Genomic DNA, 22,481 nt, shown 5'->3' on the forward strand with positions numbered 1-22,481 from the left:
CTTATGAAGTTTACAAAGGCCGGAGAATTTATCGATTACGCCTTTGCGGCTCTATTTGCCGCGACGGTGTTGACATTCTTGCTATTGACGGGCTGCTCTACGGAAGACGCGGTGCATTCGCCCGAAAAGAATGGAACGCAGATGACCGAAATGGGTGGCGCCTCGGAAGAAACGGGTATCGCCATGCTGTACAACAATATTACGGTGAGGGGCCGTGTGGCGGAACTGTCTACGATGCTTGATTCTGCGAACAAGTATTCGGATAGCGTGTTGAGCTACAAGACGTCTGCTGTAAGAATGTATGAACTGGATTCTGTAACGTTCGATACGGTTGGATCGGTTCATTTGGGCTATCTTCTTAATCCGCGAGGCGAGTTCCGCTTCGATAGCGTTTCCTTGAATAGTCCGTATATCTTGCTGGAAGTGAGTCCGGATCAATTTGGAGGGTACGGGGAATCTCAATTGGCGGAACGGACGGGATTGACGGCCGTTGTTGATTTGCGTGAGACGAAAGATATCGAAATCAACAAGTTGACGTGTCTGGAAGGCTATCGCCTGCGTTATTTGGTTCAGTCGGGAATGTCCATTGCCGAAGCCAGACTGCAAGCGGGGCGCGATGTACTGGATGCTTTTGGAATGTACAAGGTCGATTTTGAAACGATTAAAACGACTGAAGTCGCTGAAGGTGTAATGGCAATCGACATGTTTGAAGATTTCCTGGATCTGTTGAATTATGGCGAACTTGACGAGGTTGCCGAAAAACTGGGCGAAGAGGGAAACCTGAGCCATGTGGCCTCTTCTGTAAGTGACCGCTTTATTTATTGGACGCTTAGAGATTTGGATTATATGATTGTGAGCGAGGCGCATGGTTTCCCGAGAGACACATCTTTGAAAAAAGAAATCTACGTTAACTTTGCCGTGATTTTGCTCGGCTTAGATGATTGTGATTCCCGTAATGACGGACGTGTCGTCAGGAATGAAGATGTCATTTTCAACTTCAAGTGCTCCGATGAAAAGTGGGACATCGTTGTTAAATCCGTTGACTATGTCGCCGATTCCCTGACCGATGCTCGTGACGGGAAAACGTACAAGACTGCAACGTATATCATCAATGGCGAAATGCAGACTTGGATGAGCGAAAATTTGATGTTTGGCGAAGGGACTGGTGACTACCTGTTTACCGAGGTGATGAACATTGATGGGGATATCACGGATTCTTCTGGCTTCATTGATTATGACAGAGTCTATGCGATAATGGATTCTGTCCAGGCCGAGAAGGGCTATTACCAGGGCGTATGTCCTGACGGATGGCACCTCCCGAATGGTTTTGAGTGGCAGAATCTGATGAACTTTATTGAAGGCAAGTTGGATATAGAGTATGATATAGGGGTGTATCTGTTCGCTGCGGGATTTGGGGTGGTGGTAGATAGCACTGCCATGAAAGACGTGATTGTTTACGCAGTTAGGCCGGACCCCGCACGAGGTGATGTTACACTCGGGGGATCTAAGGATAATGCGCTTTATATCGATGGTGACGGAAAATGGGTCATTAGCCAGAATAATGATAATCATGTCATGCGTGTCCGCTGCGTTAAAGATGAATAGAGAATTTGGCGGTTAGGAGAACGGGAGGTGAACGAGAAGGTGGGCTTCGGCCCGCCTTCTTTACTTTTTTTGTGGCATGGAGGAAACAAATAATGTATCTTTATGGTATCTTGCGGAGTAGACGCAAGAAAAGGAATTGTATGAAACCTGGGAAGACTGAACTTCGTTTGAATGCCGAAATCGAAAAACGCGGTGCGCTTTTTGCCGTGCTGTTGGACCCCGATACGTCTGACGAAGCCGCCTTTGTGAAAGCGGGCGCTATGGCCGCCGAAAACGGTGCCGACCTTTTGTTGGTGGGCGGCTCTTACCTGGGTAACTTTACGCTGCCCAAGCAGGTGGCTGCCCTTAAGGCCAACGTGGACTTGCCCGTGGTGCTGTTCCCGGGTGGCGCTTCTCAGGTGGTGCCCGGCTTTGACGCGATGCTTTTTATGACGCTTGTGAGTGGCCGTAATCCGAATTACCTGATTGACGAACAGGTTCGCGGTGGCGCCTTGGTGCGTGCCCTGAACATGGAAGCGATTCCGACGGCTTACCAGTTGATCAATAGCGGCAAGCGTACCACGGTTGAATACATTAGCGGTACCATGCCGGTGCCCGCCAACAAGCCCAAGCTCAGCATGGTGAATTCCATTGCCGCCGAACTCATGGGCATGCGCTATGTGTATCTGGAAGCCGGTAGCGGTGCCGAAGAACCCGTGCCGGTGGAACACATCGCCTACACCCGCAAGGCGACCGAAATGACCATCATTACCGGTGGCGGAATCAAGGATCCGCAGACTGCCGCTATGCGTGTGGCAGCCGGCGCGAACATTATCGTGACGGGGACTCTCTGGGAAAAGGTTGAAGACCCGAAGTTATTGGCTGAATTCGCCGCTGCTATCCATGTGAAGGGATAGACGCCTCGCTTTTGAGCCTTTGTTGTCAAATGTCATGCCCGCGCAAGCGGGCATCTCCTTTTTTATAGGCTTTTTGAGGGAGCGGCTTTTCCTTTACTCAAATATTTGTGTATTTTTCTGTTAGAAGGAATGCACCGTTTTGGTGCAGTTTTGAGGTATCTATGAAAAAACTCGTGATTGTGACTTATGTGCTCCGTGCGCTTGGCTTTGTGTTGGTGCTTTTGATGCTTTTCGGACACAGCATTGTCCTGAATATCTTCCCTGGGCTCGAGGGTCATTCGATCAATCCGATTTTCTATACGGGCGTGGCCTGCTACGCCGTGGGTGCGATTATCCATTTCTTTATCAAGAAGCAAGAAAGGGAAGAACGCCGCAAAAGGGAAATTGAGGAAGCCTCGGAACGGGCCTTTGGTAAAAAGTCCGATGATTCGGACAAGTGATTGGGGTGTTTATGATTAAGATTGAACATTTGCATAAGACGTACCGCAGCGGTTTCTTGATGAAACCGAAGCTTGCGCTTAAGGATGTGAGTTTTAGTGTAGAACCGGGACAGGTGTATGGCTTTATCGGGCCGAACGGCGCGGGCAAGTCTACGACTATCAAGGTGCTTACGGGCCTTTTGAATTTTGATTCGGGCAAGGTGCTGGTGAACGGGATTTCTCCGCGTAACGTGAAGAGCCGTCAGTTTATCGGTTACTCGCCGGAACAGCCGTACTTCTACGACTACCTCACGGGCCGTGAACTGTTGAAATTTTACGGCAAGTTGGTGGGTCTTTCTGGGACCGAACTGGACAAGCGCATCGACTGGTCGCTGGACTTGCTGCATGCGAACAAGGACTGGATCGACCGCCGCCTGCGTTCGTACTCCAAGGGTATGATGCAGCGCGTGGGTATTGCCCAGGCAATTCTCGGCAAGCCGAAGCTTTTGATTCTCGACGAACCCATGAGCGGTCTTGACCCGATGGGTCGCCGCGATGTGCGCGAAGCCATTATGGAACTGAACCGCACGGGGGTCACGATTTTCTATTCGAGCCACTTGCTCTCCGATGTGGAATCGATCAGCCACAAGGTGGCGATGATTGTGGACGGCAAGATCGTTCGCGAAGGAACCGTAGACGAAATTACGGAATCTTGCGGCGTGGAATACCACGTGCGTACCCGCGAAGCGATTCCGCAGGCGGAACTGCCCGAGGGCGTAAGCCCCGCTGGCCATCCGCAGGAATGCGTGTGCGCCGACGATGCTGCCCGCGACCGCCTGTTGCGTTACTGTTTAGATAAAGGCGTTGCCGTGGAACGTATGGACCACAAGCGCCCGAGTCTCGAAGACATTTTGACAGAGGAGATTGCCCGTGCAGACGCTTAAGCATATCGGCATCATTGCCCTCAATACGTTCCGCGAATCCATTCGCGACAAGATTCTTTATAACATCGGCTTTTTGGCGATTGCGCTTACCTTGTTCAGCATTGTGCTTGGTGAATGGTCGGTGTTTGACCGCGCCTACGTAATCAAGTCGACGACGCTTTCGGTGATGAGCCTTTCGGGCTTGTTGATTTCGATTTTCGTGGGCATTAGCTTGGTGCAAAAGGAAATCCAGCGCAGAACAGTGCTTACGCTTTTGTCGAAGCCCATTAGCCGCGCCTCGTTCATTGTGGGCAAGTACTTTGGCTTGCTTGCAGTGGTGGCGGTTCACCTGACGCTGCTGACTGCCATTTACTACGTGATGCTGTTCCTGACGGGCTCTGCCCCGACGCTCAGCTTGCTTACGGCCATCTACCTGATTTTCTGCGAGATGGCGGTGGTGATTGCGGTGGCGCTCCTGTTCAGCAGCTTTAGCAGCACGGTGCTTAGCGCTCTCTTTACGCTGGGCGTTTACTTTGCGGGCCACTTGAGCGACCAGCTTTTGGAACAGGTTCGCTTTGCGACCCGCATGGGCGAACTGAATGGAACGTCGAGCATGCTGTTCCAGAAGGCCGCCGAAGTGATTCATGCGATTTTCCCGGGATTGTACCGCTACAATGTGACGACCTATGTGGTGCATGGCGTGGCGCTCCCCGATATGTATGTGTTCTGGAATAGCATTTATGCGCTAGGCTACATCGGCGTGTTCCTTGCAATTGCAAGCTGGTGGTTTAGCCGGAGGGACTTCTTATGAGAAACCAATACATGGCGAAAGTCCTTGTGCATAACAAGGTTGTTTCCGAGGCGCAGGTTAAGGCGCATTGGGGCGAAATTACCGACAAGAAGGATATTGGCCAGGTGCTCGTGGATGCGGGAATTTTGCCGCCCCCGATGTATATCAAGGTGCTTGCCTTTGTGAAGAACCTTGAGGCGAAGGCTGCCGCCGAAGGCGGCGCGGCTGCTCCTGCCGCAGCACCTGCAAGTGCTGCTTCCGCGGCTCCGCAAAAGCAGTCGACCGCACGCTTCGAGGCTCCTCCGGCCTCGGCCCCGTCGGTAGCCCCTGCACAGCCCGCTCCCTCCGAAGGCTTGCAGATTGAAGGCAACAGCAGCCTGTATGGCGAAGTTTCGACCTCCAATGTGGAAGTCGAAGCGGTCGCGGGCCTGGAATCGACCAGCATCAGCACGGTGCAGGTGCAGGCCGAAGCCGAAGAAGATGCTTCGGGCGAGGATTCCGAAAAACTGCCGAGCCGCTTTGCAATTCTGACCGGAGAAGGCACTCCCGTCGAAGCGCCCGAAAAGATTCGTCCGATGACGAACCTGTCGCAGATCATTGCATTTGCCCGCAAGTTCGGCGCAACCGATATTTACCTGTATGCAGACCGTCCGGTGGTCATGCGTCAGTCGGGAGCACTCTTTGTGGCTTCGGACGACGCTCTGGATTTGTCCCGCATTAACGAACGCCTGGACGAGGCTTCCAAGGGCTTCTCGGACGGCTACAAGATTGTCGTCGGCAAGAATTTCAGCAAGACGATCGGTCTTGCCGGCGTTGGCCGTGCCCGTATTACGGTCACATGGAATGGCACGAATCCGAGCGTCTCGATTCGCGTGATTCCGCAGGAATCGACCACGCTTGAAAACCTGTATTTGCCGGCGTTCTGCAACCAGTTCGTGGAACTCAATAGCGGGCTTGTGCTTGTCGCAGGCCCTGCCGCAAGCGGTCGTTCTACGACGATTTCGACTTTCGCCGAGACGATTGCCGCTAACCGCGACGTGTACATTCAGACGGTTGAAAAACCGATCGAACGCGTTCTCCAGAATCCGCGCGGTGCAATAGCCCAGCGTGAAGTCGGCTTGCATGTGCGTTCGGGTATCGAAGGCGTCGAGTTTGCCATGCAGAGCGGTGCCGACGTGATTCTGTTCGACTACCTTGAAAATATGGATGAACTTTCGATGTTGCTGCGTGCATCGAACGCGGGCGCCTTGGTGTTCGCGGTGACCACGGGCAACAACATTCATGCTTTGCTTTCCCGCTTGCTTTCGTCGGTGCCGGCAGGAGACCGCACGGCGTTTGCAAACTCGCTGGCTGAACAGCTCAAGGGAATCATTGTGCAACACCTGATTCCGATTGTGCAGAATCAGGGCCAGGTTCTTGCGGTCGAAGCCGCCAAGATGAATTCGACGATGGCGAACATGCTTCGCCGCGGAGAAATTTCTCAGCTGTCCGCTTCGATCAGCAGTCAGAAAGATCAGGGCATTTCGCTCGACGATTCCTTGCAGAAGTGCGTGGAATCGGGCTACATTGAAGGCGCCGAGGCGTGGAAGCGCGCCTGCGACAGCCGCCGCTTTGCCGCTTACAGGGTTCAGAAATAAGGGGGTGCTATGGCTACAGAAATTGAATCTTTGCTAGAATACACGCTGAATGTGGGCGCCTCTGAACTCGTGATTACCGAAGGCGCAGCCTCTGCAGTGCGCTTGGCGGGTAAGGTCTGCGCCATTCCCGATGCCCCTGCTGTCGAAACGGGTTCGCTTCGCAACTTCCTGAATTCCATGGAAGGCGAATCGGGCACGATTATGGGTGGCCCGTGGTGCGGTTCCAAGTGGCGCGTGCGTTACAACCGTACGGCTCTGGGTAGCTCTGCGATTTTCCGCCCGGTGCTCGATGAATGCCCGGACTTTACGGCACTGGGCGTGCCGGATTCTTTGATGAACCTGCTCGGAATCCGTTCGGGCCTGGTCGTGTTCAGTGGTCCCGCTTGTAGCGGAAAGACGACAACGGGTACCGCTTACGTGTCTGCGCTGTGCCAGTCGGGCATTTTGCGCGTGAGCTTGCTGGACCAGGAAGCTGAAATGCCTGTGAAACAGGGTGACAGCTTGATCCTTGAAAATTCGACGGGTACGATTCCTGAAAAACTGGAGCAGGCGCTTCGCAGTGGAATCGACCTGATTTGGCTGGGCAATTTCGAAGGCCAGTCCTTGATTCCGGTTTTGCGTGCTGCCGAAGCTGGCGCCCTGGTGGTGCTTACCGTGACGGCGGGTAACGCCGTGGGCGCGCTGGATGCGCTGCTTTCGTCGGAATCGCTTGAAAATCGTGACATGGCTTGCAATATGCTGGCTTCTGTTTTGAAGGCGGTGGTGGTGCAGCGCTTGCTGCCGGGTGCCCAGGGCGTTGTGCCTGCTTGGGAAATCCTTTACGGCACGCAGAACGTGGCCTCCAAGATTCGTAGCGGCGAATATTACGCTTTGCCCTCGATTATTGCGGCCTCTGCTTCTGAAGGCATGATGCTCATGGACGATTGCCTTGCCGAATTGGTGAAGGCGGGGTATGTTTCTCCGGACGACGCCGTTCGCGTCGTTTCGAATCCGGCTCGCTTAGGGTAATTTGTGCAGAAAGGGTTAGGCAAATTTATAGCGATAGTTGCGCTATGCGTAACGGGGGCTTTCTCTGCCGAGAAAGGCTCTGTTGAGAAGGTGCCGTCGCTTGATTTGCTGAAAGCCTCGGTGGATTCGATTGCGGCGGCAGATACGGCGGCTGGTGAGACGGCGGTCAAGCCCGATTCTTCGCTGAAAACGGTTCTGTACTTGGGCGGAGGCGAGCGTTCGCCATGGTTCCAGTTGGGTGTTTTCTATGCGATTGAAGAATATGGTATCCCTGTAGATTCCGTGGTGGCGACTTCTTGGGGAGCCTGGATGGCAGCCCTCTGGACTCGCGGCGTTCCGCTCGATGATATCCAGAAGATTATGCTGGATCCGGCGATTGCTCCTTTCGTGGGGCATGACCTTGCTGCGCCTACAAACAAGGCGGGGTATCGTGAGGTGGATTCCTACGAGCTGCCGATTTCTGTTTCGGGAATTCCTTCGATGCGCAAGCGTTTTGCGCTGACCATGGATTCGGCGTTCTCGGTGCATAGCGATTCTAAATCGCTCACGCCAGATTCCATGCAGGTGGTGCGCGCTCTTGCAAAGCTCCGCTTTCAAGAAAGCCTTTACCGCCAGCGCTCCAAGATAAAGATTCCGTTTGCGGTGCAGTCTTGCGAATCGGGCAAGGCTGTGGTTATCGGGAATTCTACGCAAGAGGTAATCGCCTCGCTTCCGCTGTGGAAGAATCCGAAAGATTCTTCGGTGAATCCGTCGGGTGAACTTTGCCCGTATTACGCGATGCCGATTGAAGATAATGCGCAGGAACTTTCGATTATTGTTGTCGCAGACCCGCTGCGCGCCCCGATTGTGGGCGATGAACGTACGCGCCTGATCAAGCAGCATGCCTCCGAGATTTTGGCAAGCCAGCCGGGAATCATTGTGCGCGCGCATACGATTCTCGATACCGCACGCTCGGTGTGGATCCAGTCCGGATTCACTTCGTTCGAAAAACAGCTTGGCAGCTTCAAGGTGCTTAATGGACGTCGTCACGCCTATTCTGCGGACCAAAAAGGAGCGATGCCTTGGTTCAAATTTGAACCCTCGTATGACAGCCTTTCGTCTGAAGTACAGAATGCGGTAAAGTCGTACTGGCTGGAGTCGGATACGGGCATGGTGGCGCCCGAAAATTTTGCGTTGAGCTTATTGCAGAATCCGGCATACGATTCGCTGGATTTGAACATGCGCCCGAGCGGGCATGTTACGGTGGAATCTTCGGTGAAGCCGATTGTGGATTTTGCCGTGGGCGGCTTTGGCTCGAATGCGTTTGGCCCGAATGTATACGGCGAGGCGTCGGTTCATTATGTGGACCATGTCGAAATTGAACTGGTGATGGCCGGGTTCTGGGGCGAACATTCATACGGGTTCCGCCCGCGTTTGAATATTTCGAAATTGTGGAACCGCCATTGGGATTTGCAGTTCGGTTACGATTACTTGAAGCTTGTGCCGCTGAAGGGCTTTAACGGCAACACTCATCGCTGGCTTCGCATTTTGTCGGAAGAACGTAGCGACTTGATGATGGACCTTTTGTATACGGTCGATAGCCGCCAGCGTGTTTCTGCGGAATTCAGGTTCGGTTCCAGGTACTACGATTTGGATTCGGCATACTATGGCACTCGCGAAATGAAGGCGTATCCGGTTTCGCCGATGTTGCATTACCGCTACTTGAATGGCGAAGACGACAACTGGTTTGCAAATAACGGCTATGCCTTGAACGTTTGGGGCGGCTTTGAATCGATTGGCTATGATGACGGCATTATCGATGTGGTTCCCATTTACTGGAAACTTTTGGCCGATGCTCGTTATACGATTTCGCCGGTGCGCTTTGTGACATTGACGGCTGCGGCGGCGGGTGCAATCGAGCGTTACCACGACGAAGGTCATGGCTATGTCTCGCCCAAATCCTTTGACAAGCCCCCGCTGGATGTAGCGTACCGCCAGCATGCGGCTGCAACGCCTTGGTCGACTGAATGGTACGATCCGGAACTTTCTTCGCATGAATATGCCATGGTGCGCTTGAACGGCGGACTTCATGGCGATTATCTGGGTGCATGGATTTTTGGCGCTTACTACCATGACTTTGAAGAAAGCCCGTATGCAGATTTGGACGTAGACAAGTTCGTGTTCGAACCGGCGCTGCGCTTTGCGTACAAGTCGGTTACCCTGTATGCGGGCTTGAGCCGCGTAGTGGGCTACGGCACATTTGGTGACTTGACTCACCTGAGCGGATACAATTACTTTGTCCGCGTCGGAAATTACGAATTCTAAATGATTGGCGCTTGCTACAGGGCGAGCGGCATCCAGGGCTTGACTTCGTTGACCGAGGTCAGCTTGCTTTGCAGTTTGCGACGGATCGCAGCTGCGGCAATCATGGCGCCGTTGTCGGTGCTCAGGCTGCGTTCCGGAATGCAGAACATAATCCCGTGCTTGTCGCAGTAATCTTGCAGGCGCGTACGGAGCCAGGCGTTGGCGCTCACGCCGCCACCGACCACGAGGGTCTTCATCTTCGTCTTTTTGAGGGCGGTGATCGTCTTTGTGACAAGGCTATCGACAATGGCGTCTTCCAGGGAGGCGCAAATGTCGCCGATGTTCTTCTGGATGAATTCCGGGTCGTGTGTTTCGGTGTAGCGGAGCACGGCTGTCTTTAGGCCACTAAAAGAAAATTCGCAGTTGTCGTGCACATGGAGGGCACGCGGAAAATCCACAAACTTGCGGTTGCCATCTTTGCCGAGGCGGCTGATGGTGGCGCCTGCCGGGTACTTGAGGCCGAGCAGTTTTCCGCATTTGTCGAATGCTTCGCCGGCGGCATCGTCGCGGGTGCGGCCGATACTGGTGTACTTGAATCCGGGTTCTTCGAGCACGAGTTCCGTGTGACCGCCCGAAACGGTAAGCGTCAGGAATGGCGGCTCGATTTCGGGGTGCGTGAGCCAGGCGGCGGCCAGGTGGCCTTCCAGGTGGTTCATGCCGTAAGCCGGAATCTGCAAGTCGCGGGCGAGACCCTTGGCAAAGCTTGCGCCTACCAGGAGCGGTCCCATAAGGCCCGGGCCCGTGGTGTAGGCGATAGCGTCAATATCCTTGAGCTCGATGCCGGCTTCCTTGACAGCGGCTTCGGCAATCGGGGAAATCTTTTGCAAGTGCGCGCGTGCGGCAATTTCGGGAACCACGCCGCCATAGAGGGCGTGTTCATCGATCTGGCTATAAAGCGGGTTAGAAAGGACTTTTACAGGATCGTCTTGCAGTACGGCACAGGCGGTTTCGTCGCAGCTGGATTCAATTCCAAGCCAGATCATGGAGCAACCTCTTCAAGCGAGTCTGCGGGAGCGGCAGGCTTTGTTTCTTTTTTGCGGAGCGTTACCTTTTCGGGTTTCAACTGGATTGCCTTGATAGACATTTCGCGGTTGATGTGGGCCGGGAGCGAAAGCTTGACGGTCGGTGAAAGACTGTCGGCGTCTTCGATGGCGAATCGGTTGAATTCCATCGCCAGTTCAATGTTGTGCGAGGTAATCGAATCAAGAACGGTTTCGCCGCCAGTAATTTCGACCGAAAGGGTCTTGGGCTCCAGAGAGTAAATGCTCCTGTCGAAAAATCCGATCAGGTTTACGGGTATGCTGTCGTAAGTGCGGGTGGCCATCTTCTGGATGTTCACCGAAATCTTGACCGAGGAATCGCTGGGCGAAACGAATGCCGGGAGCATGCTGAAGTCCAGCGGAATCGTGAATTCCTGGCTTGCGTGCAGCGTGTCGTAGAAAGACGAATCGGTCGGAATGTCGATAATGCGGGTGAGCGCGTTACGGGCGCCGGAAACCATCAGCTCTTCGGGCGTAATCGTGGGCTCGTCTGCAATCAGGTAGCCCTGGGCTGCAGTGAACGTCGCTACCGACTTGATGGGAACGTTTCTGGTAATGCGGGTGTCGATGTCGAGGTCTACAAACAAAAGCTGGTTTTCAGGCTCGACAAAGCGGATGTCGGGAAAACCGGCGGCCACAAAGTTCTTGCTGTCCAGGTGAATGCGCTTTGCGCCCAGTTCGGCTTGCTGCAGGTCTACGACCATGGCGATGGAGTTCTGCTTGGGGTCGCTTACTAGGTTGTTCAAACGGATCAAGTCCCACGACTTGCCTTCGACCGTAATGTGCAAACTATGCGGCGGTTTCGAGGCAATCGCCATGGTTTCGGGGAGTTTCACAAAGTTCAAAGGCACGTTCACCGAAAGCTGGAAATCCTTTTGCGAGATCACCAGGAACCAGAGGGCTATGCCAAATATCAGTGCGGTTATTTTTAGAACGATGTTTCCCATAGAACTCTCGAATGACTGCCTAAAATTTAGTTATAATTCACTCCGTGCTCGGACAACTTGGCTATTTAATATCGGAATCTTTTCGCGGAATGCGGCAGCACCGCACGGTGATTTTACCGTCGTTTGCGACCATATTCCTGTGTTCGCTGCTTTTGGCGGCTTCGTTTACCGCTTTCGGGGCGGTCATGCGCGTTCTTTCGATGGAAAAGAACCTGTATGCCATCGAGGCCTTTTTGCCGGAATCGGTCAGCGAGGATTCCCTGCAGGTGATCCAGAATCGCCTGGAACACACCAAGTTCGTGGATTCCGTGACCTTCGTGAGCGCCGATTCGGCCCTAGCCGATTTCCGCAGGCATTTCTCGGGTGAAATGCTCGACCTGGTTGAAGGAAACCCGATTCCGCCGTTTTTCAGGGTGACTCTTGACGAAGAGAACAAGAACCCTTCTACCCTTGTCGAGGTCAAGAACGCCCTTGCCCGTGAAGACATTTTCGAAGAAATCCAGGCCCCGGTCGAATGGGTCGAAAAGATTGCTGCCTGGAAGTTCCGTATGATCTTCTGGCCCATCTGCATAAGCGTCTTGCTCCTGTTTACGCTTTCGCTCATTATATGCAACTCCGTCAGGCTTTCGCTTTTGTCTCGCAGGCTTCTTGTCGAAAACATGAAGTACGCTGGCGGCAGTCACTTCTTTATCGAGTTCCCGTTTGTGCTGCAGGGAGCCTTCCAGGGGCTGGTCGGCAGTGGCATTGCCGTGATTCTTTTGGCCATCGTGTTGAACTCGGTGGCAGATGCTTTCCCGATTGTGGCTGCAAATTTGGCTGGACTTGGAACGGGGTTGTTCCTGGTGGTTGTCTTGGTCACAGCCCTTTCGGGTTATTTTAGTTTCCGTACGGTGCGCGAATTCCTTTCGATTAAGCGCAATGAACAGGAATGATGATGCGTCTTGTCGTCTTGCTGTTTTGCTTGCTGCTTGGGCTCGGTGCTGAAAACGCCTATGCAAAGCCTGCTGCAAAAAACGCCAAGAGCACGCCTGCGAAAACGACAAGTAAAAAGCCGACCAAGGCTTCTGTAAAGGCTTCGTCGAAGAACGCCTCCAAGTCGGTGACCAAGAAGACGGACGCCCAGATTAGCGAACAGAAAAACGCCCTTAAGAAGTTGGAGTCGGACCTTGCGAAAAAGCGCCAGGAACTGGCCCTCCTCGAAACCGAAGAAAAGGGCGTGCTCAATACGATTTCGATTCTCGACCAGAACTTGAACCAGACCCGCACCTACCTCTCGGAACTGACCAAGAGCGAGGTCATGCTGGAACGGGCGCTTGTGCAACTGACGGCGGATATCGATTCCTTGGACCGTAAAATCGAGACTAGGCGCGAGGCCATGAAAAAGCGAATCCGCACGCTCTACGTGAGCGGACGCAACAGCGAAGCCCGTGTGCTTTACAGCCTGCTCACCCAACAAGGCAACCCCGACCGCCAAGTGTATTGGGTGCATCACATTCTGAACCAGGACCAGCAAGAAGTCGAAGCCTTGCAACAGCTGGTGCAAGAACGCGACGAGAAAAAGCAGATGGAAAGCGATCACCTTTCCGACTTGAAGCAGATGCGTTCCAAGAAGGCGGCCGAAGAAAAGGGCCTTGTTTCGCAGATGAGCGGACAAGAAAAAATGTTGCAATCCTTGAAGCATGACCAGAACATGCAACGCCGCGCCCTCAAGGAATTCGAACAGAACCAGAAGACCATGCTAGCGCTTATCAAGAAACTCGAGGAAAAGCGCAAGAAAGAAATCGAACAGGCCAAGAAAGACGAGGCTGCCCGCAAGGCAAAGGAAAAGGCCGACAAGGGCAAAAAGAAAGATACGAAGGCGCCTGCCAAGAAGGTGGAAAAACCGAAGGTCACGGTGGCCGAATCGGTAAAGGGCCCCAAGTGCACTCCGCTCAAGGGAAATATTATCAGCCAATACGGCTTGCAGGAACACCCGGTGCTCCACATTATGACTCGTAACCTGGGTGTCGAAATTCGCGGAAAACGGGGCGATGCCGTCCGTGCCGCAGCGGCAGGTTCAGTCGTCATGGTGGGCGAAATCGACGGCCGCGGACCCTCGGTGATTATCGAACACGAGGGCGGAACTTACTCCGTTTATGGCCACCTCAAGTCAATTCGCGTGCAAGAAGGCAAAGAAGTGCGAAATTGCGAAGAAATTGGCGAAGTGGGCGATGTTGCATCGCTAAATGGAATTAAATTGTACTTCCAAGTGAGCGAGGGTACACAGACCGTGGACCCCTTGCAGTGGTTAAAGCAGAAATGATCGAATATACGTTAAATGGTCCCGCCTCTCAAGAACGCGCCCGCATCCGCTTGATGTCGGCGCTCCGTGAGAACCGCTTTCCGCAGGCGATTTTGATTGATGGCCCTGCTGGAATCGGCAAGAAAAGGCTCGCGATGGAAATCGCGAAGGCGCTCCAGTGTACCGATCCGAACATGCGCCCCTGCGGTCATTGTTTTGGTTGCCGTATGGCCGACGACAGCGGTGCCACCGATGGCTGGGTCGTGCCCATGGAATCGGCCGAGGCCCACGCCCGCAGTTCCGACGACGTGTCTGCCGGCAGCAAGGCGAAAACGGTGGAAGACTTCAAGAAGGCCTACATCGAAGAAATCCAGAAGAACCCGTACCGCGTAGACGTATTTTCGACAGGCGCCTTTATTTCGGTGGACTTGATGCGCATGATGACATCGAGCTTCGCCATGAAGGGCGACCGCGTGCGCACGGTGATTATTGCCGAGGCGGATCGCATGAACGAATCGGCGGCAAACGCCTTCCTCAAGACGCTTGAAGAAGTCCCGCCGGACACGTATTTTATTCTGACGACCAATTCCCGCGAAAAGATGCTCCAGACGATTCGTTCCCGCTGTCTGGCGCTCCACTTGTTGCCGCTCTCCGACGAAGAAGTGAAGTCGGAAGTCTTGCGGGTCGCGGGCGAAGATTTTGATGAATCCTCTTTGACCGACGATGTCATCGGGCTTGCGGTGGGGTCTCCGGGCAAGGCGCTTTACTACGCCGAACATGCCAAGGTCTGGTGCAAACTGGCCGCTGATTTTGTGGTGCATTCCCTGCGCGGGAATTACACCGACTTGTTTATGGAATTGAGCGAAACCTCGCTGAGCGATGCCTACGAAGCGAACCGATTCCTGGAAGTGCTTTCGTTCTTGCTGGCCGACTTGTTGCGTGAACAGGCGGGCGCGCGCTTGCGTATGCCCGAAACGACCACGTCGGTTGGACTTGCGAATTTCCCGCGGGTCGATGCGACTGCGCTGGAACTGGCGCTTGTTGCCGTGCAAGAAACGATGTCTAGAATTGAGTCACGCCGTGTGACGGCGACCATGAGCTTGCAAAGCTTGTCGCTTAAACTGTTCGAGGGCTACAAGTAAATGGCTCTAGAAACGACAGACGTTGAACTGAACGAACGCCTGGCTTCGGCAATGTCGAAGAGCCTGCGCATACCCCATGTGGTGGCGCGCTTCTTGGTGTCTCGTGGCGTCTGTTCTGTGTCCGAGGCGCACCGCATGCTGTGCGGTAACGCGGGCGACGTGCTTGACCCGTTCTTGATGAAGGGAATGGAAGAGGCTGTTGCCTGGCTGCTGGACATTCGCGAAAAGCACGAAAAGGTTTTTGTTTTTGGCGACTACGATTTGGACGGCATGTCGGCCGTGACGCTCATGACGCGTGCCCTGGCCGAGCTTGGCCTGGAATCGGATTGGCGCCTGCCGAACCGCTTTGGCGATGGCTACGGGCTTTCGTCTTCGGCGGTAGAAGAAATGCGCGAGGCGGGCGCCCGCTATGTGATTACGGTCGATACCGGCATTACCGCGAACGCCGAGATTGCACTTGCCAAGAGCTACGGGATGTCGGTGTTGGTCATTGACCACCACCAGCCTTCGGGCGATGGACTCCCGGAATGCGATGTGCTTTTGGACCCGCACCAGGAAGGCGATACTTACCCGAATCCGGAACTTTGCGGCGTGGGCGTTTCGTACAAATTCGTATGCGCCCTGTACTCCAAGCTTTCGATGCCCGAACCGACCAAGTTCCTGGACTTGGTGGCGCTCGGAACGCTTGCCGACTTGGTGTCTATGACGCCCGAGAACCGCGCCTTTACCAAGACTGGTCTCAGGTCTATTGAGCGCAGCCATTGGCCGGGCCTGCAAGAAATGTACAGCAACTTGATGAAGGGCCACGGTAGCGTGGGCGGCATCGATGTCATGTACAAGTTTGCTCCGCTCCTGAATGCACCCGGTCGCATGGAACGCCCGGATCCGGCGCTCAAGCTTTTGCTCAGCCCGAATATGGCGACTGCCAACGCCCTGATGGCGGAACTGCGCGAATGGAACAGCAAGCGCAAGCAGAAAGAAGCTGAAATTACGGAAATGGCTCAGGCCCAGATGACGGCCATGTACGGCGACAATTTGCCGACGGTGATTGTCGTTGCCGGTAACGACTGGCATGTGGGCGTCATCGGAATTGTGGCCGCCAAGCTCGCGCAAGAATACCACCGCCCGACTGCAGTGCTTTCGATTCAGGGCGGCATGGCGCATGCGAGTGCGCGCGCGGTGCCGTGCTTCAACTGGCATAAGGCCTTGTTTGAATCGCGCGAATTGTTTGACCGCTGGGGCGGTCACGCCAACGCGGCGGGCTTCTCGCTTCCGGCCGAAAAAATTGACGAACTCCGCAAGCGCCTGGAAGTTTCTGCGGCAAACCAGAATTACACCGGCACCGAAGAATGCGAAGGCGAGACGGCACCTTGCTCGTATGACATTTGCATCTCGCTCAACGAGTTGATTGTCGAGGCTTCGCAGTACATGGCGCCGAGTGATTACGGTTCTGGCAATAGCGCAAACAAGGGCCAATTGATTTCGATTCTCGACTTTATTGACCTGCTCGAACCTTTCAGCGGAAATTTCCCGTATCCGACCTTCCGTGCCGACAACGTGAAAATCCACCGACTTCGCGAACTCAAGGGCGGACACTTGCAGATGGATATTTCGCAGGCGGGTAGCCGCGTGTATCCGGCCATCGGCTTTGGGCTGCGTAAGTTCAAAAGCCTGCTCAGCAAGCCCGTGTCGGTGATTTTTGAACCCACCTGGAATTATTTTAACGACCGCAAGTCCTTGCAACTTTGCGTCAAGGCCATTGAGCCTTATATTGAACCCAACACCGTAAACGACTAGGATAACTAAAAATGCGCAACTTGCCGATATATTTCATGATTCTGGTTTTTGCGGGAATGCTGTTTGCGCTCTCGAAGGTGCATATCTATACGCCGGTGGTTCTTCCGGCAGAACCGGAGCCCGCCCCTGTGGAACAGGAGGGCTTTACGGGGCGCGTGATCATGCCTTCGCTAGACGATATCTACGTGTTGGAGAATACGGCCGGTCGAGACATCATGCAGTTTGCAAGGTTCTTGAAGGGCCGTGCCGCGGGTCTCCATTTTGCATCGGCCGCCTACTTCAAGGCGAACCAGAAGAACTTGAAAAAGGATTCTCCCCAGGCGATTATGGGAATCAAAATGGCCCTTGATTCCTTGGGTACTTTCTCGCCCGAAATCCTTTTCACCAACGTACACGACGACAATTTTAAAGGCCTGGTGCTTTCGCAAATCCAGACCTATTGGCGCTATCCGCGCAGTGAAAGCGGACGCTTTGTCGTTTGGTTCCCAATCGCTTGGAAAACCGAATACTGATTACTTGCTCTTCAAAATCGCGAGCAGTTCGGCGGTGCGCTTCTCAATCAAGATGAAGGCTTCGAACATGCGGGCTTCGCGCCACTTCACCAAGTACTTGGCCTTCCATTCTTCGGCCACTTCTTCGGGATCTTCATGGTGCGATTCGTTGCGGTACCATTCTTCTTTCTTGATTTCGCGAATCATGTCGCCCATTTCGGCGGCAGGCTGGAGCGAACCCTTGCAGAGCAGGAGTGCGCGCAGGTTATCAAGCAGAATTTCGTCGGACGGATTGTCGGAATCGTCGCGGGCGCAATCCCAAATTTCGCCGCGGTGGCGTTCCGTCCAGCCCATCAGGTGCTTTTCGGTTCTCTGGAGTTCACCCTTGGCGAGCTTTTCTTCGACGGCTTCGCGCGGGTAATAGATGCTGTTCGGGTAGAATTCGATCATAAGGAGCTCCCTGATTTAGCCTTTAATGCCCGGGGCGGGACTTGAACCCGCACGAGGTTGCCCTCAAGGGATTTTAAGTCCCCAGTGTCTACCATTCCACCACCCGGGCTCGGGCGTGCCACAAATATAGTAAACGGAGCTGCAATTCCGGCCTTTTTGCAAAAATCTCGAGCAACAATTCTGTTATTTTTGGAATATGAAACAGTTTGCACTTATTCTGGTTGCTTTTGTAGTTGCACCGCTTTTCGCCTACGATGGCGATATGGATACTTACCACGAATTTAAGGAAGATCTTTCGCTTGCCCGCGACGGCTATGTCGCATGCCTCAACATGGCCATGGAATCGGCTAACGAAAGTACTGAAGGCTCGTTAGAGGGGTGGTTCAACCTCCGCGACAAGGGCGGCGCCCGCTCCTGGATGCAGCTAGATTTCGAAGCCCCTGCATTCAAGTTCCTGAAGATGGAAGAAGTGCCTTACGGCTTTAAACTGAAAGGATCTCACGGCCCGTACAAGATTGATGCTGAAATCCGTGTCGTTACCCGCGACACAGACATTTTCTACGACGTCAAGTACAACAAGGCGAGCAATGTCGCCGGCAAGGAAATCTTCGGCGAAGTGTTCCGCAATGACCGCGTCGTGTTCTACGACGAAAGCACCCCCTGCAAGCGTAAGGCCGTCTCCTGCATTAACGAGTACGCCCGCGGAACGATGGGCAAATAAAAAAAAGGAACCCGTAAGGGTTCCTTTGGAAATCTAGTCCGGTTTAGCGGAATTCTGTTTGGAAACTAAGTCCATCAACTCATCGGTTGTATACTCGTTCCCGTCATCACATTTTTGCTTGTGCTCGTTGATCCAATGGTCGTACTTCGCTCCGTTGGCATTCACGGTGTCGAGCTTGGTCTCGTAAGCATCCTTACAGTTGAGGGTTGTATTATCTGCCAACGTGTACTTGTTTGGATAATTTGTGCTGGCTTCGGCGTCTTTGGCCTGATTGGTGAAGTATTCCTTTGCAGAAGGACATGCTTCGCCGTTGGTTGCCGCTGTTGGGGCACATTGTTCGATGGTGTCTCCGACTAAAGCGAAATAGTTTGTTGTGACGTACGCCATCTTTTTGAAATAAATCATCCCGTTGTCGCATTTGAACACGGAATCATTTCGGGCGGGGACGGTGCACGTTTGAGGCGGAACGCCGTAAAGAGCCTCGTTCTCGGAGAGCTCGGCCATGACGGTCTTTAAGTTTGGTCGGTACGAAGCGCAAGGCGATGGAGTGTAGAATGTCGAGTCCTTGCAATGAACCGATGGGTGCAACCCTAACGTGTACGGGTAATCGGGGTTGAAATAAGAAGAACTGCTGGGCTCTTCGCTGCTAGACGAAGCCGGTTCCTGAATGTCTGGGTTAGCCGGTTGTTCCTCGGAACTGCTAGAAAGCTCGCTAGGTTCGCCTGTCTGAATCTCGGAACTGCTAGAAGGAGTCTCGGTCTGCGATTCTGAACTACTTGAAACATCGTTAGACGCGTTCGTTTCCGGGTCGGGAACGGGGGCTACGGAGCTGCTAGAGTCGTTGTCGCATGCCGCCCAAAAAAGGGATGCTATGCACAGGGCTAGTTTGCGTTTGCATTTTCGAATAGACATGATTGTTCTCCTTTTTTGTTCACTATAAATATATACAAAAAAAAGAGAACAGTACAATTTATCTGTAACATTGCCGTGGACAAATTGTAAAAAAAGGAACCCTCGCGGGTTCCTTTTTTAATGGATTGCTTCGGGGCTGTTCGCCCCTCGCTATGACGTTCTTACTTGATGATGAGCATCGAGTCGTCCCAGGCTTCATGTTTCTCCAAGCCGAGGAGGTTCGCGGTCGTTGCAGCGATGTTGGAAAGACCCCAGTCGCCTTCCTTGAGGCCGAGCTTGCCGCCCGTTACGTTATCGTAAAGGATGCAAGGAACCTTGTTGAGCGTGTGGCTCGTCTTGGCCTTGAACGTACCGTCCTTGTTGACCTTCGGCATGCCGGTCTTCTTGTCGATTTCGTACATTTCGTCGGCGTTACCGTGGTCAGCCGTGATGATAGCAACACCACCGAGAGCGTCAATCACCGGGAGCAAACGGGCGAGGCCGATGTCCACAGCTTCGATAGCCATCGTAGCAGCGCGGAAGGAGCCGGTGTGGCCCACCATGTCGCCGTTCGGGAAGTTGCAGCGGAGAGTCTGGTACTTGCCGCTCTTCAAGGCTTCGATCATGGCGTCGGTGATTTCGGCAGCCTTCATCCACGGGCGCTGTTCGAACGGAACAACGTCAGATTCAATTTCGAGGTAGGTTTCGCCGTCGAACTTGCTGGAACGGTTACCATTCCAGAAATAGGTCACGTGGCCGTACTTCTGCGTTTCGGAGCAAGCGAACTGCTTGACGCCCGTTTCAGCGAGCCATTCGCCGCTAGTTTCCTTGATGGCCGGAGGCGGAACGAGGAAGCGGTTCGGGAGCTTGAGGTCGCCGTCGTACTGGAGCATGCCAGCGTAGCAGACGTGCGGGAAGCGCTTGCGGTCAAATTCATTGAAGGATTCTTCTTCGAAGGCGCGGGTGATTTCGATGGCGCGGTCGCCACGGAAGTTGAAGAATACCACGGAGTCGCCGTCGTTGATGGTACCCACCGGCTGGCCGTCCTTAGCAATCACGAACGGCGGGAGATCCTGGTCAATAGCCTTGGTTTCGCCACGGAGAGTTTCGATAGCCTGCGTAGCGTTGTCGAACATACGGCCTTCGCCGAGCACGTGGGTCTTCCAGCCGAGTTCCACCATCTTCCAGTTAGCGTTGTAACGGTCCATGGTGATCTGCATACGGCCACCGCCGCTAGCAATGCAAACGTCGAATTCCGGAGAGCGGAGTTCGTCGAGGAACTTTTCGAACGGGCCAACGTAATCGAGAGCGGAAGTTTCCGGCACGTCACGACCGTCGAGGAGGATGTGCACGCGGACCTTCTTGAGGCCTTCCTTCTTGGCCTGGGCAACCATGGCCTTCAGGTGAGAAATGTTGGAGTGAACGTTACCGTCGCTGAAGAGACCGATGAAGTGGAGGACGGTGTTCTTTTCGCGGGCGTTGCCGGCGATTTCCTTCCAAGCGTCGCGGCCGAAGATGTCGCCGGAGACGATGGCGTCCTGCACGAGGGCGGCACCTTGGTTGTACACCTGGCCAGCACCGATGGCGTTGTGGCCCACTTCGGAGTTACCCATGTCTTCATTGGTCGGCATACCCACGGCGCGGCCGTGAGCCTTCAGGAGCACGTTCGGGTACATCTTGAAGAGGTTGTCGAGAGTCGGGGTGCGGGCGGCCTTGATGGCGTTGCCTTCGACTTTATCGGTGATACCAAAACCATCCATCACGATGGTTACGACCGGTCCCTTGATGCCGGGGAAGTTGGAAAGTTTCTTGAGCATATTTACTCCGTGTTTGAATTTACGGGCGTAAATTTAGAAAATCTACCGAGTAAATAAAAAAGCCCTCCCACGGGGGAGGGCTTAAACTTGGTTTTAGACCAGATTACTGGACTCTGTAGACCTTTACCTTGAAGGTGTAGTCGCCGTTGTTGCCTTCGGTCGGTTCGGTAATAGCGAACGCGAAGAAGCCGGCGCCCGTTTCAGCATTGTAGGCTGCGGTCTTTGCGACGTAGATCTGGTTGGCGTTCTGGATCATGCCGGTCAGCTGAGTGCCTTCGATAGCCTTGAACTTGAAGTCGCTCACGTAGGCGGTTGCCGGAGAGCGGTCTGCGTTCATGTCTTCGGGCCACATATCCACTTCGTAGTCGTCGGCGTACGGCGGAAGGTCACCGTTGGTAATCGGGGTGACAAAGACGCCTGCGCCCGTGGTCGCAGCAAGTTCAGGTTCGTTTCTGGTGCCAGCCTTAGAGAAGGTAATATCAGCAGGAGAGCCGGCCGGAACTGCAGTGCAGGTGGAGAGGCTCAGACCCGGATTCACGTTCGTAGAAAGTTCCACCTGGCAAGAGGTCATGGGAATTTCGACCTTCACGGGCTGCTGAGAAGTCGTGTCTTCGGTGCGGCAGTATTCACCTGCATCGCGTTCGAACGGAATGATTTCGGTTCTCTGGTAATCCTTTTCACCGTCGTTAGCCGTTACGGTAACGACCAGGCTGTACGTACCGCATTCGGTGAATGCCGGATCAGTCAGGTTGACGGACACGTAGGCGGAATTCATGGAATTCAGGTCGATGGAGTTCTGTGTCGGGAAAAGAATTTGGTTGGAGCTAATCGTCACGCCAACATTGACCATGTTGCTTGCGTCAGTGCCCTTGCCGACCTTATAGTCGATGCCGGTGAAGACGGTGTTGAAAACGCTGTCCTGGGCGTCAGGGTCGCCGACAAAATCCAGACCGAACTGGCCTTTGAATCTGATTTCGTCACCGGCGATTCGAGAAGAAAATTCCGTAACGGTGATGTTGGGGTCTTTCTTGTCCGGAACGACAATTTTATCGCCCTGCTGGTCCGGTCCGGCTTCGGTAGAAGACTTGCTATCGCTTCCGCAAGCAATGAGACCGAATGCGCCAATGGCGAAAACGGAACTCAGGATAAGTTTCTTTGCAAAAATCATGATCTTTCCTCATTAATTGTTTTTCTGCCCTTGAAAATAAACAAAAATGGGCTAAAATGCAATCAAAAAAGTGTAAATTTAAGCTAAAATGAAGCGAAAAACACGCTTTTTTGCG

General features: G+C 53.8%; 20 protein-coding genes and 1 tRNA gene. 14 read left to right on the forward strand and 7 right to left on the reverse strand.

Annotation, left to right across the window (positions count from 1 at the left end; all coding sequences use genetic code 11):
• Positions 1 to 3 precede the first annotated feature (3 nt).
• From B7989_RS02045 to B7989_RS02080, 8 genes are all read left to right on the forward strand, one after another.
• Complete coding sequence (locus B7989_RS02045; RefSeq protein ID WP_088626955.1) at positions 4 to 1,605, forward strand: FISUMP domain-containing protein; 1,602 nt, start codon at positions 4 to 6, stop codon at positions 1,603 to 1,605.
• Between the two features lie 140 nt (positions 1,606 to 1,745).
• Positions 1,746 to 2,501, forward strand: a complete 756-nt coding sequence (locus B7989_RS02050) for a geranylgeranylglyceryl/heptaprenylglyceryl phosphate synthase (protein ID WP_158212846.1) — start codon at positions 1,746 to 1,748, stop codon at positions 2,499 to 2,501.
• Positions 2,502 to 2,662: 161 nt separating this feature from the next.
• On the forward strand, positions 2,663 to 2,941 hold the full coding sequence (locus tag B7989_RS02055; protein ID WP_088626957.1) for a hypothetical protein: 279 nt from the start codon (positions 2,663 to 2,665) through the stop codon (positions 2,939 to 2,941).
• Positions 2,942 to 2,952: 11 nt separating this feature from the next.
• Positions 2,953 to 3,864, forward strand: a complete 912-nt coding sequence (locus tag B7989_RS02060; protein ID WP_088626958.1) for an ABC transporter ATP-binding protein — start codon at positions 2,953 to 2,955, stop codon at positions 3,862 to 3,864.
• Positions 3,851 to 4,654 carry an ABC transporter permease gene (locus B7989_RS02065; RefSeq protein WP_088627345.1) on the forward strand — a complete coding sequence of 268 codons (804 nt, stop codon included), beginning with the start codon at positions 3,851 to 3,853 and terminating at the stop codon, positions 4,652 to 4,654. Before B7989_RS02060 ends, B7989_RS02065 begins: the two co-directional genes overlap by 14 nt.
• Positions 4,651 to 6,270 (forward strand): type IV pilus twitching motility protein PilT, encoded by a 1,620-nt coding sequence (locus B7989_RS02070; RefSeq protein WP_088626959.1) that lies wholly within the window; start codon positions 4,651 to 4,653, stop codon positions 6,268 to 6,270. Before B7989_RS02065 ends, B7989_RS02070 begins: the two co-directional genes overlap by 4 nt.
• Before the next feature lie 9 nt (positions 6,271 to 6,279).
• A complete protein-coding gene (locus B7989_RS02075) occupies positions 6,280 to 7,278 on the forward strand; it encodes an ATPase, T2SS/T4P/T4SS family (protein ID WP_088626960.1) in 999 nt (332 codons plus the stop codon).
• Between the two features lie 3 nt (positions 7,279 to 7,281).
• Positions 7,282 to 9,582, forward strand: coding sequence for a patatin-like phospholipase family protein (locus B7989_RS02080; RefSeq protein WP_144264940.1), 2,301 nt, complete (start codon positions 7,282 to 7,284; stop codon positions 9,580 to 9,582).
• 14 nt (positions 9,583 to 9,596) lie between these two features.
• Here the strand turns inward: B7989_RS02080 and tsaD are convergent, their stop codons facing one another.
• Complete coding sequence (gene tsaD / locus B7989_RS02085; RefSeq protein WP_088626962.1) at positions 9,597 to 10,604, reverse strand: tRNA (adenosine(37)-N6)-threonylcarbamoyltransferase complex transferase subunit TsaD; 1,008 nt, start codon at positions 10,602 to 10,604, stop codon at positions 9,597 to 9,599.
• A complete protein-coding gene (locus B7989_RS02090) occupies positions 10,601 to 11,608 on the reverse strand; it encodes a YbbR-like domain-containing protein (protein WP_088626963.1) in 1,008 nt (335 codons plus the stop codon). The genes tsaD and B7989_RS02090 overlap by 4 nt, the downstream gene beginning before the upstream one ends.
• A gap of 89 nt (positions 11,609 to 11,697) precedes the next feature.
• On the opposite strand from B7989_RS02090, the gene B7989_RS02095 reads away from it, so the two are divergent.
• Genes B7989_RS02095 through B7989_RS02115 form a run of 5 tightly spaced genes read left to right on the forward strand, consistent with a single transcriptional unit; the run spans position 11,698 to position 17,340 of the window.
• On the forward strand, positions 11,698 to 12,540 hold the full coding sequence (locus tag B7989_RS02095; protein ID WP_233144214.1) for an ABC transporter permease: 843 nt from the start codon (positions 11,698 to 11,700) through the stop codon (positions 12,538 to 12,540).
• Positions 12,537 to 13,910 carry a murein hydrolase activator EnvC gene (locus tag B7989_RS02100; protein WP_233144215.1) on the forward strand — a complete coding sequence of 458 codons (1,374 nt, stop codon included), beginning with the start codon at positions 12,537 to 12,539 and terminating at the stop codon, positions 13,908 to 13,910. The genes B7989_RS02095 and B7989_RS02100 overlap by 4 nt, the downstream gene beginning before the upstream one ends.
• Entirely contained in the window at positions 13,907 to 15,031 is a 1,125-nt protein-coding gene (locus B7989_RS02105) for an AAA family ATPase (RefSeq protein ID WP_088626966.1), read from the forward strand. The genes B7989_RS02100 and B7989_RS02105 overlap by 4 nt, the downstream gene beginning before the upstream one ends.
• On the forward strand, positions 15,032 to 16,828 hold the full coding sequence (recJ, locus tag B7989_RS02110) for a single-stranded-DNA-specific exonuclease RecJ (RefSeq protein WP_233144216.1): 1,797 nt from the start codon (positions 15,032 to 15,034) through the stop codon (positions 16,826 to 16,828).
• Between the two features lie 11 nt (positions 16,829 to 16,839).
• Positions 16,840 to 17,340, forward strand: a complete 501-nt coding sequence (locus tag B7989_RS02115; RefSeq protein ID WP_088626967.1) for a hypothetical protein — start codon at positions 16,840 to 16,842, stop codon at positions 17,338 to 17,340.
• Here B7989_RS02115 and B7989_RS02120 read toward each other — a convergent pair whose 3' ends face one another.
• Entirely contained in the window at positions 17,341 to 17,769 is a 429-nt protein-coding gene (locus B7989_RS02120; RefSeq protein ID WP_073323078.1) for a hypothetical protein, read from the reverse strand.
• Between the two features lie 26 nt (positions 17,770 to 17,795).
• Positions 17,796 to 17,878, reverse strand: a tRNA-Leu gene (locus B7989_RS02125).
• An 87-nt stretch (positions 17,879 to 17,965) separates the two neighbouring features.
• Between B7989_RS02125 and B7989_RS02130 the strand changes: the two genes are divergently transcribed.
• Positions 17,966 to 18,490, forward strand: a complete 525-nt coding sequence (locus B7989_RS02130; protein WP_088626968.1) for a hypothetical protein — start codon at positions 17,966 to 17,968, stop codon at positions 18,488 to 18,490.
• A 33-nt stretch (positions 18,491 to 18,523) separates the two neighbouring features.
• On the opposite strand, the gene B7989_RS13810 is transcribed toward B7989_RS02130, so the two are convergent.
• The 3 genes from B7989_RS13810 to B7989_RS02145 all read right to left on the reverse strand — a co-directional run bounded on the left by B7989_RS13810 (position 18,524) and on the right by B7989_RS02145 (position 22,366).
• Positions 18,524 to 19,402 (reverse strand): hypothetical protein, encoded by an 879-nt coding sequence (locus B7989_RS13810; protein ID WP_144264941.1) that lies wholly within the window; start codon positions 19,400 to 19,402, stop codon positions 18,524 to 18,526.
• A gap of 161 nt (positions 19,403 to 19,563) precedes the next feature.
• On the reverse strand, positions 19,564 to 21,198 hold the full coding sequence (gene gpmI / locus B7989_RS02140; RefSeq protein WP_088626970.1) for a 2,3-bisphosphoglycerate-independent phosphoglycerate mutase: 1,635 nt from the start codon (positions 21,196 to 21,198) through the stop codon (positions 19,564 to 19,566).
• A gap of 103 nt (positions 21,199 to 21,301) precedes the next feature.
• Entirely contained in the window at positions 21,302 to 22,366 is a 1,065-nt protein-coding gene (locus tag B7989_RS02145; RefSeq protein ID WP_088626971.1) for a hypothetical protein, read from the reverse strand.
• Positions 22,367 to 22,481: the final 115 nt, after the last annotated feature.

Source organism: Fibrobacter sp. UWB5, assembly GCF_002210295.1.
In the GTDB taxonomy this organism is placed as follows: Bacteria; Fibrobacterota; Fibrobacteria; order Fibrobacterales; family Fibrobacteraceae; genus Fibrobacter.

Excerpts from the sequence above, each read along its gene's own strand:
- B7989_RS02145 (WP_088626971.1), bottom strand. The coding sequence starts at position 22,366 with ATGATTTTTGCAAAGAAACTTATCCTGAGTTCCGTTTTCGCCATTGGC.
- B7989_RS02120 (WP_073323078.1), bottom strand. The coding sequence starts at position 17,769 with ATGATCGAATTCTACCCGAACAGCATCTATTACCCGCGCGAAGCCGTC.
- B7989_RS02100 (WP_233144215.1), top strand. The coding sequence starts at position 12,537 with ATGATGATGCGTCTTGTCGTCTTGCTGTTTTGCTTGCTGCTTGGGCTC.
- B7989_RS02060 (WP_088626958.1), top strand. The coding sequence starts at position 2,953 with ATGATTAAGATTGAACATTTGCATAAGACGTACCGCAGCGGTTTCTTG.
- B7989_RS02105 (WP_088626966.1), top strand. The coding sequence starts at position 13,907 with ATGATCGAATATACGTTAAATGGTCCCGCCTCTCAAGAACGCGCCCGC.
- gpmI (WP_088626970.1), bottom strand. The coding sequence starts at position 21,198 with ATGCTCAAGAAACTTTCCAACTTCCCCGGCATCAAGGGACCGGTCGTA.
- B7989_RS02055 (WP_088626957.1), top strand. The coding sequence starts at position 2,663 with ATGAAAAAACTCGTGATTGTGACTTATGTGCTCCGTGCGCTTGGCTTT.
- B7989_RS02090 (WP_088626963.1), bottom strand. The coding sequence starts at position 11,608 with ATGGGAAACATCGTTCTAAAAATAACCGCACTGATATTTGGCATAGCC.
- tsaD (WP_088626962.1), bottom strand. The coding sequence starts at position 10,604 with ATGATCTGGCTTGGAATTGAATCCAGCTGCGACGAAACCGCCTGTGCC.
- B7989_RS02050 (WP_158212846.1), top strand. The coding sequence starts at position 1,746 with ATGAAACCTGGGAAGACTGAACTTCGTTTGAATGCCGAAATCGAAAAA.
- recJ (WP_233144216.1), top strand. The coding sequence starts at position 15,032 with ATGGCTCTAGAAACGACAGACGTTGAACTGAACGAACGCCTGGCTTCG.
- B7989_RS02045 (WP_088626955.1), top strand. The coding sequence starts at position 4 with ATGAAGTTTACAAAGGCCGGAGAATTTATCGATTACGCCTTTGCGGCT.
- B7989_RS02075 (WP_088626960.1), top strand. The coding sequence starts at position 6,280 with ATGGCTACAGAAATTGAATCTTTGCTAGAATACACGCTGAATGTGGGC.
- B7989_RS02115 (WP_088626967.1), top strand. The coding sequence starts at position 16,840 with ATGCGCAACTTGCCGATATATTTCATGATTCTGGTTTTTGCGGGAATG.
- B7989_RS02095 (WP_233144214.1), top strand. The coding sequence starts at position 11,698 with ATGCGGCAGCACCGCACGGTGATTTTACCGTCGTTTGCGACCATATTC.
- B7989_RS02130 (WP_088626968.1), top strand. The coding sequence starts at position 17,966 with ATGAAACAGTTTGCACTTATTCTGGTTGCTTTTGTAGTTGCACCGCTT.
- B7989_RS13810 (WP_144264941.1), bottom strand. The coding sequence starts at position 19,402 with ATGTCTATTCGAAAATGCAAACGCAAACTAGCCCTGTGCATAGCATCC.
- B7989_RS02070 (WP_088626959.1), top strand. The coding sequence starts at position 4,651 with ATGAGAAACCAATACATGGCGAAAGTCCTTGTGCATAACAAGGTTGTT.